Here is a 16,407-nt window from a genome sequence, read left to right as displayed (position 1 = left end):
AGAAGCCGTCGGGTGGTCAGCAGCGTTTGCGGACAACACCCCGCCACCAGCTGGTGATCATCCAGAAGGCGGTGCCGGTGCCCAGCCCGTAGACGAGGTGCCCGGCCAGGTCCATGCCCAGCGTCTTCGTGTCGTACTCCCAGATCGGCTTGTACAGGCCGGCCACCGGCAGGACTGCGTAGTCGCTGCCCCAGACGGCCGCGCCGAACGGCAGGCCGTACCAGGGGCGAGGATTACGCAGGGACCCGGCCACGATGCCGTAGAGGACACCCCAGCCGGATCCGTAGCCCCAGTGCGCGGCGGTGCTGGCCGGCCACGCCCAGCGGTCCGGCAGTTCGCGCTGGGTGAAGCCCTCGACCACCCGCTTGGCGACCTGCCCCGGGTCAGGCGCCTGCGCCCAGCTCTCGACCGGTGCGAACTCCCAGCCCAGCGGGCTGTCCTCGCCGCCCGTGCGGCGGTAGTCCAGGTAGCGGAACGTGTCCATGCAGACGGTGCCCACGACTCCGGCAAGCAACCCTGACACCACCGCGGCGAGAGGTGTGAGCGAGCGTTCTCGGATTCGCATACCCGGCTCCAGTCCGTCGACCTGAGCGGCATGTCCGCACCGTGGCGGGCCGCCTACGGCGCGCGGACCTCCCCTTTTGTTGAGTATGCCGTCTGGCGGCGGCAGGAGTGCCGGAAACGCCAGATCGTCGCCTCGACGGCGGACTAGACGGTGACCTGATCGCCGCTGGGCACTGGCGCGGGGGTGTCCTGCGGGGTGTGGCGTGGCTTGATCAGGCGGGCGATCCACAGGCCGACCGCGAAGATCGCGGCGAGGACGAACACGCCGACGTACTCCGCCGCGGGCACCCGGGGCAGGGTCGCCAGCTTCGCCGTGCCGAGGATCGAGACGACCACGCCGACCGAGCCGACGTAGGCCAGGCCGATCAGCCAGCGCACCCACCGGCTCAGGCCCAGCCCGTGCATCTGGGTGATCACGAAGATCGTGGCGAAACCCCAGCCGAACTGGAACCACAGCTGCTTCGGGCTGTTCAGGGCGACGATCGCGCCGTGGAACAGGACCATGACCTCCAGTGTCACCGTCCACCAGCGGTTCACGTGCGCCCGGGTCAGGAACAGGCTGCCCTGCACCAGGATCAGGAACATGTACAGGAAGCCGACCAGGTGACCGGTCGTGGTCTCCATCGGGTGGTACCAGAACGTGTACACCGCCGCCCAGGCGAAGTAGTAGCCGTGGTACTTGCGCGCCCACTCGCGCACGCCCGCGCCGCCGGGTGTCGGGATCGTCCTGCCGAAGAGCAGGCCCCGCCGGTCGTTCTCCATGAGCAGCACCCAGACCAGCAGGATGATGACGGAGAACTGCGACGACCAGATCGACACGTCCTGGGCGAGGCCGTCGTACCAGAGCTGGGTCTGTGCGAAGTGGAGCAGCACGAAGGCCGCGTTGAACGCCAGCGCGGCCACGTTGACCAGGTGCAGCCGCCCGGTGTACTTGCCGACGCGCTGCTGTCCGTACCAGATCAGGGCCCAGAAGCCGACCTGGTGCAGGGCATACAGCGACCAGACCCCGGCCATGATCAGTGTGGAGCGTTCGGGCCGCTGCCAGACGTACCAGGAGGGACCTGCGTCGGGCAGCAGGTCAGGGCGGGCCGGCCAGCCGGCGCTCAGCGCGATCAGCCCCGTCATCAGCAGCCCGGCGACGATCGCGCCGAGCAGCGCCCGACTCGCCCGCACGTCGGTGACCTTCATCGCGAGCACCTCCAGCCCCATAGCCCGTTGCCGATTGCACGGGTGCAGACAGCTTTCTACCCGCCCGGCTCGGACGCAACCGTTTCGGTGGAGGAAACTCTGTTCTCCTGGTGGTGACCTGTCTCGACAGGCGAGCGCTCAGAAGGTCACGGCGATGCCGACGACCGGCTTCTTCGGCAGGTGCAGGACCCGCGCCGCCCAGTTGCCGACCCGCGACATCCAGTACTTGCGGGCGATCAGCTGCCGGACATGCTGCGTGCCCGCGTCGTCGAGCACCCGGGCGGTGGCGTCCACGTGCACGGCGTCGGGCGCGATCCGGCCCCGGACATCGCACGGGGCCAGCGACACCCGGCTCGTCCGCCGGATGCGCTTGACCTTCCACGCGTCGGCGTCGGAGACGATGAACAGCTCGTCACCGTCGACGGCCAGCCACACCGGTGTGGCGACGGGCGTGCCGTCCTTGCGGTAGGTCGTCAGACTGACGTATTTGGCGCGGGCGAACCGGTCGGCGGTGGTCACGGCGACCAGCTTAGCCACCGGGGGCCGGACGCGGTCAGGCGTCCGGCCCCCGTGTCACCCCCTACCCGGTCAGCAGGCTCCCTGGTCGGACCAGACCGCCCAGGAGCCGGGCGCGCCGGGCTCCGCGCCGGTCGACCACCAGGTCGACTCGTAGCGACGGCCGTTGTGGGCGACGGTCGCGCCGGGGGCGTACGCCGTCGTCGCACTCCAGCCGGGCAGCCCGCCGCAGCCCGGCGGCGGACCGGTGGGTCCTGCGGTCGGGCTCGGCGGGTTCGTCGGCGGCGTGCCGCCGGTGACCGTCAGGGTCAGGCCGTAGGTCTGCAGGATCTCGTTGACCGGCTGGAAGTACGTGGTGCCGCCGGAGCTGCAGTTGCCGGAGCCGCCGGAGGTCACGCCCTGCGCCTGGTCGCCGGCGATGAGCGAGCCGCCCGAGTCGCCGGGCTCGGCGCAGACGTTGGTGCGGATCAGGCCGGTCACGGTGCCCTGCGGGTACGTCACCGAGCTGTTGAGGGCGTTGATGGTGCCGCAGTGCCAGCCGGTGGTGGAACCCGACCGGCACACCGACGCGCCGACCCCGGCGGCCTGCGAACCGGCGACGGACACCGTGCCCGGGTACCGGTTGACCTGCGCCCGCGGGGTGTTGCCGGCGGCGGTGCGCACCCAGGCGTAGTCGTTGCCGGGGAAGCTCGATCCGGCGAACGTGCCGCTGGGCTGCGTGGTGCTCGCCCCCGTGCTGCCGCAGTGGCCCGCGGTGACGAAACCGCCGGTGACCGCGAACCCGACCGAGCAGCGGGTGCCGCTGCCGATGTAGTACGCGTTGCCGCCGACGATGTCGATCAGCGGCCGCGGCTGCTCGGCGCTGGCCTCGAAGCGGACCATCGCGGTGTCGAGGCCGCTGGACGCGGCCCAGGTGCGGGCCGCGCTCAGCGCGCCGTCCCGGTAGAGGACCACGACGCGGTTGGTGCGCACGTCGGGGTACCAGCCCGGGACCTGTTTCGGCGCGGTGGCGGCCCGCCGGTCGAGGCGGCCCGTCTCGTGTACGAGCAGGGCCTCGCTGTGTGCGACGGTGACCGGGACGGCCCCGGCCGCCCGCACGCGGGCGCCGTCGGCGGCGGTGGTCACGGCCACGGTCAGCGTCGAGGCGTCCGAGTCGAGGTAGGCCCCGCCGAAGCCGCTGCCCAGGGCGCGGCGCAGGTTCTGCTCGGCGCGGGCGAACGCCGCCTCGCGGCCCAGCCGGGCCAGCGCCTGGTCGGGGCTGATGCGCAGGGTGCGGGCAAGCTCGTAGACCATGCCGCGGTCCGCGGCGACGGGCAGGGGAGCGGGAGCGGGTGTGGAGCCGGCGTTGGCCGACGTGATCACCATGGCGGATGAGAGGGCCGCCACGGCGATCAGAACACTGAAGAGTTTGGATTTCGGCGTCACACCGGGGAATCTAGGAACCCCACTGGAAACCTTGTACTTCCAAACAGGTCATATTGTTTACGGTAAGAAAACGTGTGACCTGGATCAGTCCTCGTAGAGCGGGTAGTCGGTCGGGTCGGGTCCGACGACATCGATCCCGAGCGCCCGCAGATCGTCGGCGGAGAAGGTCGCCTCGGCGCGATCACCCAGCATCGCCGCGACGAGCGCGTCCAGCATCTCCAGGTGGACCTGCCGCGACTCCGCGGTGAGCCGCTCGACGCGCTCGGTCGCCGCCGTGATGCGCTGCCCGTTCGCGCCGGCCTCCTCGATCTTCTTGACCAGCAGGCTCGACTCCATGAAACCCGACCACGGGGTGCGGAGTGCGAGCAACGACCGGGTCGTCGAGCTGAACAGCATGAACAGCACGCGGTTGTCGAACGATCCGACGCCGTCCATGCTCAGGCGCAGGCCGAAGAGCTGCTCCAGGCCGCCGAGCATCGCCTTGTAGTGGGCCTTCAGCGCCGCGTTGAACGTCGTGGAATCGGCGTAGTAGCCGCCGAAGCCCTCGCCCTGCGCGCCGAGGTGGACGCGCACCAGGTCACCACGGTCGTACATCATTCCTCCCCGTTCGGAACGTGGAGGTTACACCGGCGATCCCCGGTCGCGGTGGGTGCCATCAGGGCGTGATAGGACCGGGCTGATATCTGCCGCCCTGTGGATCGAGGCAGCAGGCTCGGGGGATGTCCCTGCCACTGCACCGGCTCACGGTGCCGCAGCCGCTGTCGGTGCCGTTCGCGATCGACACCTTCGACGCGCTCGGCCCCCTGTCGCACGCCCCGTTCCCGCACCGGCACACCTTCTACGAGGTGGCGCTGGTCCGTGCGGGCACCGGCGCGCACGTGGTGGACCTTGAGGCGTACCCGCTGGAGCCGCCGCAGCTCGCCGTGGTGCTGCCCGGCCGCGCCCACCACTGGCAGGACGCCGCCGACCTGGACGGCTGGCTGATCCTGTTCGGCGAGGAGTTCCTCGCCGGCTGCCCCCGCGTCCGGGAACTGCTGCACCTGCTCGGGCACCAGCCGTGCCGCACCCTCGCCCCCGACGTCGCAGACGAGGCGTTCACGCTGGTCAGCCGGATGCGCCGGGAGCACGACGAGCCGGCGGCGGACTCGCTCGGGGTGGTGCAGGCATACCTGCGCATCCTGCTGACCAAGGCGGCCCGCGCCACGGGCGCGCCCACCCCGCCGGCGGCGACGGGGCAGCGGGCCGAGCTGGCGGCACGGTTCCTCGACCTGCTGACCGGGCCGCGCGGCGGGACGCTCTCGGTCCGCGAATGCGCGGCGGCGCTGGGCGTCTCGCAGGGTTACCTGGGCGAGGCGGTCCGCGACGTGACCGGGCGCTCGCCCGGCGAGCTGATCCGCCACGCCCGCACGGTGGAGGCGATGCGGCTGCTGGCGGGCACCCGACTGAGCATCGCGCAGATAGCCCGCGAGCTGGGCTTCGCCGACCAGGCGTACTTCTGCCGCTTCTTCCGCAGGGAGACCGGATCGAGCGCGGGGGAGTTCCGCCGGTCGGCGTCCTGGACGTGGGGACCCGCCGAAAACACCACGAACACCCGACCGCGTCCATCGAATGGTGGCTATGCGCCGCTCTAGCGTTTCCGGCGACGTCCCACGAAGGAGACCCGCCATGAACGACGACGAAGCCCGCACTCCGGGCATCACCCGCAAATCCCTGCTGCGTGCCGCGCTGATCGTGCCGGCCGTGCCGCTGCTGGCAGGAGTGCCCGCGCTGGCGAGCACTCCCTCCGGGCAGCCGCTCGCGGTCACGCCCGAGTCCTGCGACGACGACGATCTCACCCCCTCGCAGATGGAGGGGCCGTACTTCAAACCCGGCTCGCCGCTGCGCACCGCCATGGTCGACGGCGCGGGCACCCGGCTGACCGTGACCGGCTACGTCGTCGGCCTGGCCTGCCAGCCCATCGCCGGGGCGCTGCTGGACTTCTGGCAGGCCGACAACGCCGGCGCGTACGACAACGTCGGCAACCGCTTCCGCGGCCACCAGATCAGCGACGCCCAGGGGCGGTTCACCCTGTCCACCATCGTGCCGGGGCTCTACCCCGGCCGCACCCGGCACATCCACGTCAAGGTGCAGGCGCCGGGCCGCCCGATCCTGACCACGCAGCTCTACTTCCCGAACGAGCCGCGCAACAGCACCGACTCCCTGTTCGACCCGGCCCTGCTGATGAACGTGCAGCAGGTCGGCTCGGCCCGGCAGGCCACGTTCGACTTCGTGCTGAACGTGCCGGGCACGCCGCCCTCGCCCTCCCCGACGGCGACGGCGTCCCCGAGTCCCACCCCGCCCGGCGGTGGCGGCACCTGGCAGCCCTACCAGCCGTACGCCGTCGGCGCGCAGGTCACATACGGTGGATTGGCGTACGCAGGCCAGATCGCCCACACCTCCCTGCCCGGCTGGGAGCCGCCGAACACCCCGGCCCTGTGGCGCCGGCGCTGACCTGGCGAGGATCCGACGTGGCGGGGGCGCGGACGTCCGTGCCCCGCCACGTCCCACCACGGGACCCGCCCCGGTGGCGTTCATGATCTACGCTGCGGTCATGATCGTGAGTGCTGACGTCAGGCAGGACCTGGCGCGGGGCGGGGTGCTGCGGGCGTCCATCAATCTCGGCAACCCGGTGCTGGCGCAAGGCACGCCGGACGCACCGAGCGGGGTGACCGTCGACATCGCGCGCGAGATCGGAGCGCGCCTGGGTGTGCCCGTCGAGATCGTGTGCTTCGACGCCGCCCGCAAGTCCTTCGAGGCGCTGACGTCCGGTCGGGCCGACATCTGCTTCCTGGCCGTCGAGCCGGCTCGGGAGGCCGAGGTCGCGTTCACCGCCCCGTACGCCGTCATCGAGGCGGTGTACGCCGTCCCGGTGGACTCGCCGATCGCCTCACCTCACGACGTGGACCGGCCCGGGGTGCGCGTCGGCGTCAAGCAGGGATCGGCGTACGACCTGTTCCTGTCGCGCACCCTGCGGCACGCCGAGATCGTGCGCGGCGAGGAGGGCGTCGAGGCGTTCCGCGTCCACGGACTGGAGGTCGCGGCGGGCATCCGGCAGCCGATGCGGGACTACGCGGCCGCAGCTGCCGGCATCCGGGTGATCGACGAGGCGTTCATGCAGATCCGGCAGGCCGTGGGCACGACCCGGGACCGGCTGCCGCAGACCGTGCGTTTCCTGCACGACCTCGTCGAGGAGCTGAAGGGCTCCGGGTTCGTGGCGCAGGCGCTGCGGCGCTCGGGCCGGCTCGACGCGGCGGTCGCTCCGGCGGCCTGACCACGCCCGGTGGTGACGGCGCGGGAAGCGCCGCCACCACCGGATTCACTACTGCTTCAGGAACTGCTGCGCGGGGCTGCCGTTGCAGTCCCACAGTTGCAGGCGCGCGCCGTTGGCGCTGGAGCCGTTCGGAGAATCGAGACAGCGGCCGGACTGCGGGTTGCGCAGTGATCCGTTGGCCTGCGGGATCCACTGCTGGGCACCGCCGCCGTTGCAGTCCCACAGCTGGATGAGCGTGCCGTTGGCGGTGCCGTTGCCGGTGGCGTCCATGCAGCGGCCCAGGGTGCGCAGGGTGGTGGTGTCCCAGGCCCACTTCTGGTCCACCGCGAACGACTGGCAGTCCCACAGCTGGACGGCGGCGCCGTTGCCGCCGGTGTCGTCGGCCGCGACATCGACGCACTTGCCACCGGGACCGATGATGTTGCTCGCCGCGGTCGACCCGCCGCCGACCCGGAACACCTGCGCCACGCTGTTGTTGCAGTCGTAGAGCTGCAGCCGCGCGCCGTTGGCGGTGGAGCCGCTGGGCGAGTCGAGGCAGCGGTTGGACTGCGGGTTGCGCAGCGAGCCGTTGGCCTGCTGCACCCACTGCTGTGCGCCGCCGCCGTTGCAGTCCCACAGCTGGATGAGGGTGCCGTTGGCGGTGCCGTTGCCCGTGGCGTCCATGCAGCGGCCCAGGGTGCGCAGCGTGTTGCCGTTCCAGGTCCAGCGCTGGTCGCCGGAGGTCGCCTGGCAGTCCCACAGCTGCACGGCCGCGCCGTTGCCGCCGGTGTCGTCGGCGGCGACGTCGACGCATTTGCCGCCGGGGCCGATGATGCGCTGGCCGGGCGGCGGGCTCGTGTTGAGCGCCTTGGACGCGGCGATGATGCCCTGGTTGGCGGCCCGCACCCGGGCCGCGTCGAACTTCAGCACCTGCCGGTCGTACGTCCAGAAGCCGTTGACCTCGCCCTCGACGTCGAACGGCTGCGTGTAGACCAATCCGGACAGGCCCCGGGTGTACATCAGGTTCGTCGACGAGTTGATCAGCCCCACGAAGCGGTCCGTGATGGACTGGGTGCTGGTGTGCATCTCGTACGCCCCGAAGTTGCCGTTCGGGCTGTACTCGTGGCCGGGCGTGCGCAGACCCATGCCGCCGTACTCGCCGAGCGTCGCCACGCGGGTGGCCGTCGGGGTCGGGGAGTCCGGGCCGACGTAGACGTGCCAGTCCATGATGTCGCCGTTGCCGGGGTCGCCCTTGGAGTTGCAGCAGTTGTAGCCGCTGTGCGGGTTGACCAGCCGGGTCGGGTCCTGGTTCTTGACGTTCTGCGCGATCCGGGCCGTGTCGGCGAGGTTCCACTCGCCCCAGCCCTCGTTGAACGGCACGTACACCACGACGGCGGGCGACGAGCGGTGCTCGTCGACCAGCTCGCGCAGCTCGGTCTCCCACTGCGCCTGCTGGGCGGCGCTGCCCGGGTCGCCCTTGCTCGGCATGTCCTGCCAGACCAGCAGGCCGAGGCGGTCGGCGTGGTAGAACCAGCGCTGCGGCTCGACCTTGATGTGCTTGCGGACCATGTTGAAGCCGAGGTCCTTGATCTTCTGCAGGTCGCCGGCCAGCGCCGCGTCGGTCGGCGCGGTGTACAGGCCGTCCGGCCAGAAACCCTGGTCGAGGGTGCCGTTGTGCATCACGAACTGGCCGTTGAGGGTCGGCATCAGCTTGCCGTTGAGCACGGCCTTGCCGACCTCGCGCATACCGAAGTAGTGCACGGTCTGGTCGACGGTCGCGCCCGAGCTGTTGCGCAGTGACAGCCGCAGGTTGTAGAGGAACGGGTCGTCGGGCGACCAGCGGCGGGCGCTCGGCACCGGCACGGTGAACTCGGTGAAGCCGCCGGTGGCGGTGCCCACGACAGTGGTGCCGTTCAACGCCTCCGCGTACACGGAGTGCCCGGTCACGTCGCCGCGGGTGAACACCTTGATCCGCAGGGTGTTGTTGCTCAGGTTGGCGTAGAGGTCGGCGCTGTAGATCGACGAGGTGGGCGTCGGCTCCATCCACACCGTCTGCCAGATGCCGGAGGTGGGGATGTAGAAGATGCCGCCGGGGTTGCGGACCTGCTTGCCGCGCGCCGGGTTGCTGCCCTCCGCGCCGGAGTCGGTCGGGTCGAACACCCGCACGACCAGCTCGTTGGTGCCGCCGTTGAGCTGCGCCGTGACGTCGAACTCGAACCGGTCGTAGCCGCCGGTGTGGGTGCCGACCTGCACGCCGTTGACCCATACCGTGGTGCGCCAGTCGACCGCGCCGAAGTGCAGCTGCACGCGGCGGCCCGCCCACCCGGCGGGCACGGTGAAGGTGCGCCGGTAGGTCAGGTAGTAGCGGTTGTCGTTGGCGGCGCGCTTGATGCCCGACAGCGCCGACTCCACCGGGAACGGCACGTTGACCCGCTCGGGCAGGTTCTGGCCGAACACGGGCGCGCCGTTGGTGGTGGACTGGCTCAGCTGCCACTCGCCGTTGAGGTTCAGCCAGTCGGGGCGGGTCATCTGCGGGCGCGGGTACTCCGGCAGCGGGGTGCCGTTGAGCGCCTGGCTGGTCCACGGGGTGGTCAACGGGGAGGGCTGGGCGGGGGCGGCCGCGGCCGGAGCCGCGGCGGCGGCGAGGCCGCCGAGGACGGTGAGGATGCCGAGGGCGCCGTGGAGGACGGCAGTGCGCAGGCGCCGTCGATGACGTGCTGGGTGCATGGGGTCTCCCAGGATCGTTACCGGGCCTGACGAGGTCGCCGAAAGCCTCGTCGTGGTGTGGAGCGGGACGGCTCTATAACGTTTTTTGCAGCTAATTGATACGCGTACAGATATATGACTGTCAAGGTCCGGGTGTCTCCTGGAAGCTCTTCGACGGGCCGGCTTGCGGCCGCGATCAGGCGCGGGAGCGGGGACGGCGCGCGGAAACCTGTCGCGCTTCGGTCCGGCGGACCATGGGTATCAAACGCGACATTAGCGCTCTAACAGCCCTAAAACTTATTAATGCTGATAACCGGGCAAATGGGCCCGAACGGCTTATATATCTCAGACATGCAGATAACTCGGATGCGCGGCATTGTCGCCGCCACCGCATTGCTGAGCGCGACAGCCTCCGCGATGCTCGTCATGCTCCCGGCCACACCGGCCCGTGCGGTGAGCCCGGCCAACCCCACCGCCGCGGCGCTCGGGTTCAACGTGTTCGTCCAGGGCAATGCGACCCTCACCAGCAACGAGTCCGAAGGACCGGTGGCGCTGGGCGGCAACCTCACCCTCGGCGGCGATTACCAGGTCGCGGGAAACGCCTCGGGGTCGTACATCGCGCCAGGTGACGCCGTCCGCAGCACGCTGGTGATCGGCGGCGCGGTCAACTTCACCGACAGCAACCCGGGTGCCATCCTGCAGGTGCAGAACCAGACGTACGCGAAGCTCGGCAACCCGGCCGGCGCTGACGTCCGCAACACCACCAACACCGGCGATCCGACCAACACGGTGATCGTCGCCGAGGGCGCCGCCTACAACTCGGAGCCGCGCGTCCAGCTCTCGACCATCCAGCCGGTCGACTCGGTCCTGCGCGCTTCCGGGATCAACTTCGCGACCGCCTTCGCGGACTTCCGCAGTTCGTCGGCCGACCTGGCCGGCTGCACGAACAACATCATCCTCCGCAACGCGAACAACGAGGCGCTGCCGGACCCCCTGCCGCCGAACACCAACGCCTTCATCACCCTCGCCCCGAACGTCACCAACGTCCTCAACATCACGGCCGCGAACCTGGCCAACGTCTCGGCGTTCACCTTCGTGAACCAGCCGAGCGCCACCCAGCCCCTGCTGGTCAACGTGAACACGGGTCCCGGTGACACCTTCAACTGGACCGTGCCCAACCAGGCCGGCATCGGCGGCGCCAACGCGCCGTTCCTGCTCTGGAACTTCCCGACGGCGACCGCGCTCACCCTCGCCACGAATGGGGCCACGCTGGAAGGCACCCTGTACGCGCCGCGGGCGGCGCTGACCGACCTCAGCTCCTCAAACGTCGAGGGCCAGGTCATCGTAGCCAGCCTCGTGCACGGCACGTCCGCCGCGAACGGCGGCGAGATGCACTACTTCCCGTTCGCGGCCAGGCTGGGCTGCGTGGTCAACCCGACGCCGGACCTCACCACGGAAGCTTCCGCCGACATCGCCCTGGGCGGCCAGGTCCACGACGTCGCGACGCTCGCGGGCGGCGTGAACCCGACCGGCACGATCACCTTCGACCTGTACGGGCCGGACGACACGACCTGCACCGGCACGCCGGTGCACAGCGCGACCGTGGTGGTCCAGGGCGACTCGACCTACACGTCGGACGACTTCACCCCGACCCAGACCGGCACCTACCGATGGATCGCCCGCTACAGCGGCGACGGCCGCAACCTGGGCGTGGTCACCGCGTGCAGCGACGAGGCCGAGTGGGTGGTCGTCGGCCCGGCGGTGGTGACACCGATGCTGGCGACGCTCGCCTCCCCGAACATCGCGCTGGGCGGCCGGATCCGCGACAACGCGACGCTGACCGGCGGTCAGAACCCGACCGGCACGATCACCTTCAGCCTGTACGGCCCGGACAACGCGCTGTGCCTGGGCACGCCGGTGTTCACCGACGCGGTGCCGGTGTCGGGCAACGGCGCCTACCAGTCGGATCAGTTCACGCCGACCCTGATCGGCACCTACCGGTGGATCGCGAGCTACAGCGGCGACACCAACAACGCGGCAGTGGCCGGGCGTTGCAACGCCGACAACGAGTCGGTGAACGTCCTGCGCGGCACGGTGACCCCGACCCTGTCGACGGACGCGTCCGACGACATCACGCTGGGCGGCCAGGTCAACGACGTCGCGACGCTCGGCGGCGGCCAGAACCCGACCGGCACGATCACCTTCGACCTGTACGGCCCGAACGACGCGGACTGCACCGGTGACCCGGTGTTCACCTCGACGGTGCCGGTGACGGGCGCCGGCACGTACCCGTCGGGCCGGTTCCCGCCGACGCAGCCGGGCACCTACCGGTGGATCGCGAGCTACAGCGGCGACGAGAACAACGCGGGCGTCACGCTGTCCTGCAACGCGCCGAACGAGTTGGTCGTCGTCCGGGCGGAGGGTCCGGTCACGCCGACGCTGACCACCGTGGCGTCCCGCGACACGTACGTCGGCAAGGAGATCTTCGACACCGCCACCCTGGCCGGCGGCGCCGCGCCGACCGGTTCGATCACCTTCGAGCTGTACGGCCCCGGTGACAAGACCTGCTCCCGGACGCCGGTGTTCACGACCACGGTCGACGTCGACGGCAACGGCCGCTACCGCTCGGACGCGTTCCGGCCCCGGGTGCCCGGCACCTACCAGTGGGTCGCCTCCTACAGCGGCGACGACGGCAACGAGGCTGTCCGGACCAGCTGTGACGACGAGGACGAGCGCGTGGTCGTCAAGAAGAAGAAGCCCTACGGCGGCAAGCCCCGCCCGTAGTCTTCCGCAGTGAGGTCATGCACGCCGGCCGACCGCCGGCGTGCATGACCGTTCCCGGCACGTCTCTCAGCGGTCCCACCAGGCGAGCACCCGCATCGCGCGCAGGGTCACCCAGCGTGACGGCTTGCCCGGCCCGTCGTCCAGCTCGAACCAGACCCGGCCCCGCAACCTGCTGTCGAGGGGCCACGTGCCGTCCGGCAGCCGTCGCGAGCGCAGATAGCCGACCGCGTCGCCCAGCCTCGGGTCGGGCGTCGCGCCGGTCAGCACGGCGGCGGCACGGAAGTGGTCCAGCCCTCGCAGCACGTCGTAGTGCCAGCGGTGCGGATACGTGAGACTCAGAAACTGCTCGTCGGCCGGTTCGCCGGTGCTCACGCGGCGGAACAGGCCACGTGCCAGCAGATACTCCTCGCCCGAGGCACGTGCCGAGCGGGTCTGCGGGGTGCCGCCGGTGGCCCGCTCGAACTCCAGCAGCCCTTCCAGCACGTTGATGGTGCTGTGGAAGGACGAGCGGAGCGAGCCGTTCTGCCGCTCGCAGTTCCACCCGCCGTCGGCAAGACGCTCGCCGACGAGCCGTTGCGCGATCCCGGAGACGTCGGCCCCGAAGTACGCGCCGTCGGCGAGGGTCCGGCCGTTGATGCACTCCTCGACCTCGCCCTCCCAGTACGGCTGGCCGTCGTGGTCCCAGCGCGAGTGGGCGCCGACCAGCGCGACGGTGCGGGCAGCCGACTTCGAGCCGGGGTCGAGGCCGAACTCCCGCAGCTGCTGCAGCGTGAACGAGGTGGCCGTCCACGGCTGCCCGACCTCGTGCCACTCGCGCGAGTCGAACCCGCGTGGAGCGAACGCGCCACCTGCCCACTGCCCGTCGTCGTCGGCCAGGGCGAGCAGCCTGGCGCCCCAGCCGGTCGTCTCGACCGCCGCGCGCTCGGCCGCCCACTGCGGCTGCGGGGCGTCGAGCAGATCACGCATCACCTGCCACCTGATCGCGGGATCCGCGTCGAGCAGCCAGTCGATCACAGAAGCGCCACCGGTCATGCCCGCCAGCGTAGAAAGCACGGCGCGGTCTGTCCACGCGGCCGTGCCCCGAGGCCTCGGCGTGGTTCCCAGCATCTGCCCAGCGTGGCTGGTTACCGTGGGCGCATGGACGAGAACCGAGCCCGGCTAGTGGTGGACCGTCTGCGTGACCGCGGGGTGCCCGCGCACCTGTCCCTCGGCGGCGGCCACCGCAAGGTCGGCGTCCGCATCGCGCTGCCCGACGGCCGTGAGGCGCTGTGGGACACCGACGGCACCGCGGGCCTGGAGGCGCAGGTGCTGCGCGACGGGATGCTCGTCGGGTTCGTCCCGCACATCCCCGGTTCCGAGGACTTCACCGAGGAGCAGGTCATCGACGCCATCGCGCGCACCGACTACGACCAGCCGATCGCCCGCCAGCGCCGGGAGGCCCCGCCGCCGGCCGCGCCGCTGCCGATGGAGGGCGGCTTCTTCCGCCGCCTGCGCGACGGGTTCCGCTGACCGGCGACGGCGGCCGGGCGACCTGGGCGTCCGGCCGCCGGTTCAGCCGAGGAAGGACTCGGGCCCGAAGCGCCCCCACGCGATGAACCCGGTGAGCGCGAGATAGACCAGGTCCACCAGCATGTACCGGTACTCGCGACGCCGGATGCGGGTGATCGCGGCACCGGTCATGACGAGCATCAGGCCGAGGGCGGCGAGCGGCACCAGCACCGGCGCGATGTCGAGCACGGCCGGCAGGATCAGGCCGACCGCCGCCAGGACCTCCAGCGCGCCGATCGCCTTGACAGCACCGGGGCTGAAGTCCTCGACCCACTTCGAGCTGGGCCCGAAGGCCTCGATCCGCTCCTTCGGCATTATCAGCTTGCCGGCTCCGCCGAACAGGTAGGCGGTGGCGAGCAGCCCTGCGACGATCCACAGTGCGAGGTTCATGGGGTGTCTCCTTGATGTCCTGGGACGACAGGGCTTCGGCCCTGCGGGCTGGGGTTCGAACATGGGATGCCGGTTCCGCGACGGCTGTGACAGCAGCGGTCGGTGACGCGCGTCACGGACCGGATCTGTCGCACCGGGCCCCTGTCCGGCGTCTTGTGGTGGGACCGCGGGAAGGAGTCACCGATGAGCGAGGCAGACCGGCCGGACCCGGCGACCGAGGTGTTCGTCGCCCACCGCAACCTGCTCTTCACCGTCGCGTACGAGATGCTCGGCTCGGCGGCCGACGCGGAGGACGTCCTCCAGGAGACGTGGCTGCGCTGGGCGGGCGTCGCGCTCGAGCAGGTGCGCGACCCGCGCGCGTACCTGGTCAGGATCGCCACCCGGCAGGCGCTCGGCCGCCTGCGCACCCTCAGCCGGCGCAAGGAGTCCTACATCGGGCCCTGGCTGCCCGAACCGCTGCTGACCACGCCGGACGTGGCCGAGGACGTCGAACTCGCCGACAGCGTCTCGATGGCGATGCTGCTGGTGCTGGAGACGCTCGGGCCGACCGAGCGGGCGGTGTTCGTGCTGCGCGAGGTCTTCGATCTGGGGTACGACGAGATCGCCGACGCCGTCGGCAAGAGCCCCGCCACGATCCGGCAGATCGCCCACCGGGCACGGGCGCACGTCGCCGCCCGCAGACCGCGCGACGCTGTCTCCCCGGCGCAGACCCGGGCCGTCCTGACCGCCTTCCACCGCGCGGTCGAGACGGGCGACATGCAGAGCCTGCTCGACGTGCTCGCCCCGGACGTGGTGGTCCTGAGCGACGGCGGCGGAGTTCGGCAGGCCGTGCTCCGGCCCGTCGTGGGCGCCGACAAGGTCGCCCGCCTGCTGGTCGCGGGCTGGAAGAAGGTGGGCGCTCTGGTGACGTTCGATCCGGTGCAGATCAACGGGTGTCCGGCGCTGCTCATGCGGCTCGACGGGGAGGTCGACAGCGTAGTCGCCGCACGGGTCGAGGGCGGTGCCGTGTCCGGGCTCTACGTCGTGCGCAACCCGGAGAAGCTGTCGCGAGTGGAGCAGGAGACCGCGCTGAGTCGCTGACACGGCCCGGCGGAGAAAATCGGTGGCACTCCTCGTCTCCACCGGTGTTGGCTGAGTCCGATCGTCGGACGACAGGGTGGAGCGAGGAAAGCACATGATCGTCGTCTCCGCGGCCTCCGGCGCGCTCGGCCGCCTGGTCATCGAGCGGCTCCTGAGCCGGCTGCCCGCCGACGCCGTCGCCGCCGCGGTGCGCGACCCCGCCCGGTGCGCGGACCTCGCCGCACGCGGGGTCGACGTGCGACACGGTGACTACGACGACCCCGCGAGCCTGGTCACCGCGTTTCGGGGCGCGCGGCGGCTGCTGCTGATCTCCTCGCCCGAACTGGCCCCGGAGCGGCGGACCAGGCAGCACCTGGCCGCGGTCGACGCGGCCGTGACAGCGGGCGTGCGGGCCGTCGCGTACACCAGCTTCCTGGGCGCCGACCGCGGCGGCGACGGCCCGAACGCCGCCCACCACGCCACCGAGCAGGCGATCGTCGGCAGCGGGCTCGCATACACGATGCTGCGTCATCCGTTCTACAGCGACGCCTTCATCAACGCGGGCCTGCGTGCGGCGGTCGAGGCGGGTCAGCTGGTCAGCGGCACCGGCGGACGTGGGCTCAACACGGCATCGCGGGCAGACCTGGCCGAGGCCGCCGCGAACGTGCTCACCGACGACGCGCATCTTGGCCACGGCTACGACTTCACCGGTCCGGTGTGGACGTATCCGCAGCTGGCCGCGACTCTCGGCGACGTCGCGGGCCGCACGGTCGAGTATCACGAGGCCGCCGAACCGATCCCGGGGCCGATGGGCTTTCTGATGGGGCTGGCCGGGTCGGGAGCGCTGGAGCGGCAGACGCCGGACCTGGCGCGCGTGCTCGGCCGCCCACCCGCGACGCTGCGGCAGGCCGTGGCGACGGCGCTCGCCTGAACGGCTC

The 16,407-nt window shown here is 71.1% G+C and carries 15 protein-coding genes; 7 read left to right on the top strand and 8 right to left on the bottom strand.

The genetic code is table 11. The annotated features are described in order from the left end of the window. Window positions 1-16: 16 nt before the first annotated feature. From AB0B66_RS21970 to AB0B66_RS21950, 5 genes are all read right to left on the bottom strand, one after another. On the bottom strand, window positions 17-565 hold the full coding sequence (locus AB0B66_RS21970; protein ID WP_360532710.1) for a hypothetical protein: 549 nt from the start codon (window positions 563-565) through the stop codon (window positions 17-19). A gap of 143 nt (window positions 566-708) precedes the next feature. Next, window positions 709-1,752, bottom strand: a complete 1,044-nt coding sequence (locus AB0B66_RS21965) for a hypothetical protein (RefSeq protein ID WP_360532707.1) — start codon at window positions 1,750-1,752, stop codon at window positions 709-711. 138 nt (window positions 1,753-1,890) lie between these two features. Further along, window positions 1,891-2,271 carry a PPOX class F420-dependent oxidoreductase gene (locus AB0B66_RS21960; RefSeq protein ID WP_360532704.1) on the bottom strand — a complete coding sequence of 127 codons (381 nt, stop codon included), beginning with the start codon at window positions 2,269-2,271 and terminating at the stop codon, window positions 1,891-1,893. 69 nt (window positions 2,272-2,340) lie between these two features. Then, the gene (locus tag AB0B66_RS21955; protein ID WP_360532701.1) at window positions 2,341-3,693 is read right to left on the bottom strand and encodes an alpha-lytic protease prodomain-containing protein; all 1,353 of its coding nucleotides are present in this window, start codon (window positions 3,691-3,693) and stop codon (window positions 2,341-2,343) included. Window positions 3,694-3,777: 84 nt separating this feature from the next. Next, window positions 3,778-4,287, bottom strand: coding sequence for a hypothetical protein (locus AB0B66_RS21950; RefSeq protein ID WP_360532698.1), 510 nt, complete (start codon window positions 4,285-4,287; stop codon window positions 3,778-3,780). A 125-nt stretch (window positions 4,288-4,412) separates the two neighbouring features. Here AB0B66_RS21950 and AB0B66_RS21945 point away from each other — a divergent pair, with 125 nt between their 5' ends. The 3 genes from AB0B66_RS21945 (at window position 4,413) to AB0B66_RS21935 (ending at window position 7,003) form a co-directional block, all read left to right on the top strand. After that, on the top strand, window positions 4,413-5,324 hold the full coding sequence (locus tag AB0B66_RS21945; protein WP_360532695.1) for an AraC family transcriptional regulator: 912 nt from the start codon (window positions 4,413-4,415) through the stop codon (window positions 5,322-5,324). Window positions 5,325-5,358: 34 nt separating this feature from the next. Further along, window positions 5,359-6,183, top strand: a complete 825-nt coding sequence (locus AB0B66_RS21940; RefSeq protein ID WP_360532692.1) for a carbohydrate-binding protein — start codon at window positions 5,359-5,361, stop codon at window positions 6,181-6,183. Between the two features lie 100 nt (window positions 6,184-6,283). Further along, a complete protein-coding gene (locus AB0B66_RS21935) occupies window positions 6,284-7,003 on the top strand; it encodes a transporter substrate-binding domain-containing protein (RefSeq protein ID WP_360532689.1) in 720 nt (239 codons plus the stop codon). 48 nt (window positions 7,004-7,051) lie between these two features. On the opposite strand, the gene AB0B66_RS21930 is transcribed toward AB0B66_RS21935, so the two are convergent. Beyond that, window positions 7,052-9,709 (bottom strand): ricin-type beta-trefoil lectin domain protein, encoded by a 2,658-nt coding sequence (locus AB0B66_RS21930; protein ID WP_360532686.1) that lies wholly within the window; start codon window positions 9,707-9,709, stop codon window positions 7,052-7,054. A 345-nt stretch (window positions 9,710-10,054) separates the two neighbouring features. Between AB0B66_RS21930 and AB0B66_RS21925 the strand changes: the two genes are divergently transcribed. After that, complete coding sequence (locus AB0B66_RS21925; RefSeq protein ID WP_360532683.1) at window positions 10,055-12,472, top strand: choice-of-anchor A family protein; 2,418 nt, start codon at window positions 10,055-10,057, stop codon at window positions 12,470-12,472. Between the two features lie 66 nt (window positions 12,473-12,538). Here AB0B66_RS21925 and AB0B66_RS21920 read toward each other — a convergent pair whose 3' ends face one another. Beyond that, complete coding sequence (locus tag AB0B66_RS21920; RefSeq protein WP_360532680.1) at window positions 12,539-13,504, bottom strand: hypothetical protein; 966 nt, start codon at window positions 13,502-13,504, stop codon at window positions 12,539-12,541. A 105-nt stretch (window positions 13,505-13,609) separates the two neighbouring features. Between AB0B66_RS21920 and AB0B66_RS21915 the strand changes: the two genes are divergently transcribed. After that, window positions 13,610-13,981, top strand: coding sequence for a hypothetical protein (locus tag AB0B66_RS21915; RefSeq protein ID WP_360532677.1), 372 nt, complete (start codon window positions 13,610-13,612; stop codon window positions 13,979-13,981). Between the two features lie 42 nt (window positions 13,982-14,023). Here AB0B66_RS21915 and AB0B66_RS21910 read toward each other — a convergent pair whose 3' ends face one another. After that, entirely contained in the window at window positions 14,024-14,410 is a 387-nt protein-coding gene (locus AB0B66_RS21910) for a DoxX family protein (RefSeq protein WP_360532674.1), read from the bottom strand. Window positions 14,411-14,593: 183 nt separating this feature from the next. Between AB0B66_RS21910 and AB0B66_RS21905 the strand changes: the two genes are divergently transcribed. Together AB0B66_RS21905 and AB0B66_RS21900 are read left to right on the top strand one after the other, a co-directional pair. Then, window positions 14,594-15,490, top strand: coding sequence for an RNA polymerase sigma-70 factor (locus AB0B66_RS21905; RefSeq protein WP_360532671.1), 897 nt, complete (start codon window positions 14,594-14,596; stop codon window positions 15,488-15,490). A gap of 94 nt (window positions 15,491-15,584) precedes the next feature. Further along, entirely contained in the window at window positions 15,585-16,400 is an 816-nt protein-coding gene (locus AB0B66_RS21900; protein ID WP_360532668.1) for an NAD(P)H-binding protein, read from the top strand. Window positions 16,401-16,407 lie beyond the last annotated feature (7 nt).

It is taken from the genome of Catellatospora sp. NPDC049111 (genome assembly GCF_040648615.1).
Lineage (GTDB): Bacteria > Actinomycetota > Actinomycetes > Mycobacteriales > Micromonosporaceae > Catellatospora > Catellatospora aurea.
The sequence above is the reverse complement of the archived record's forward strand: the minus strand, read 5'-3'. Positions and strand labels throughout refer to the sequence as shown.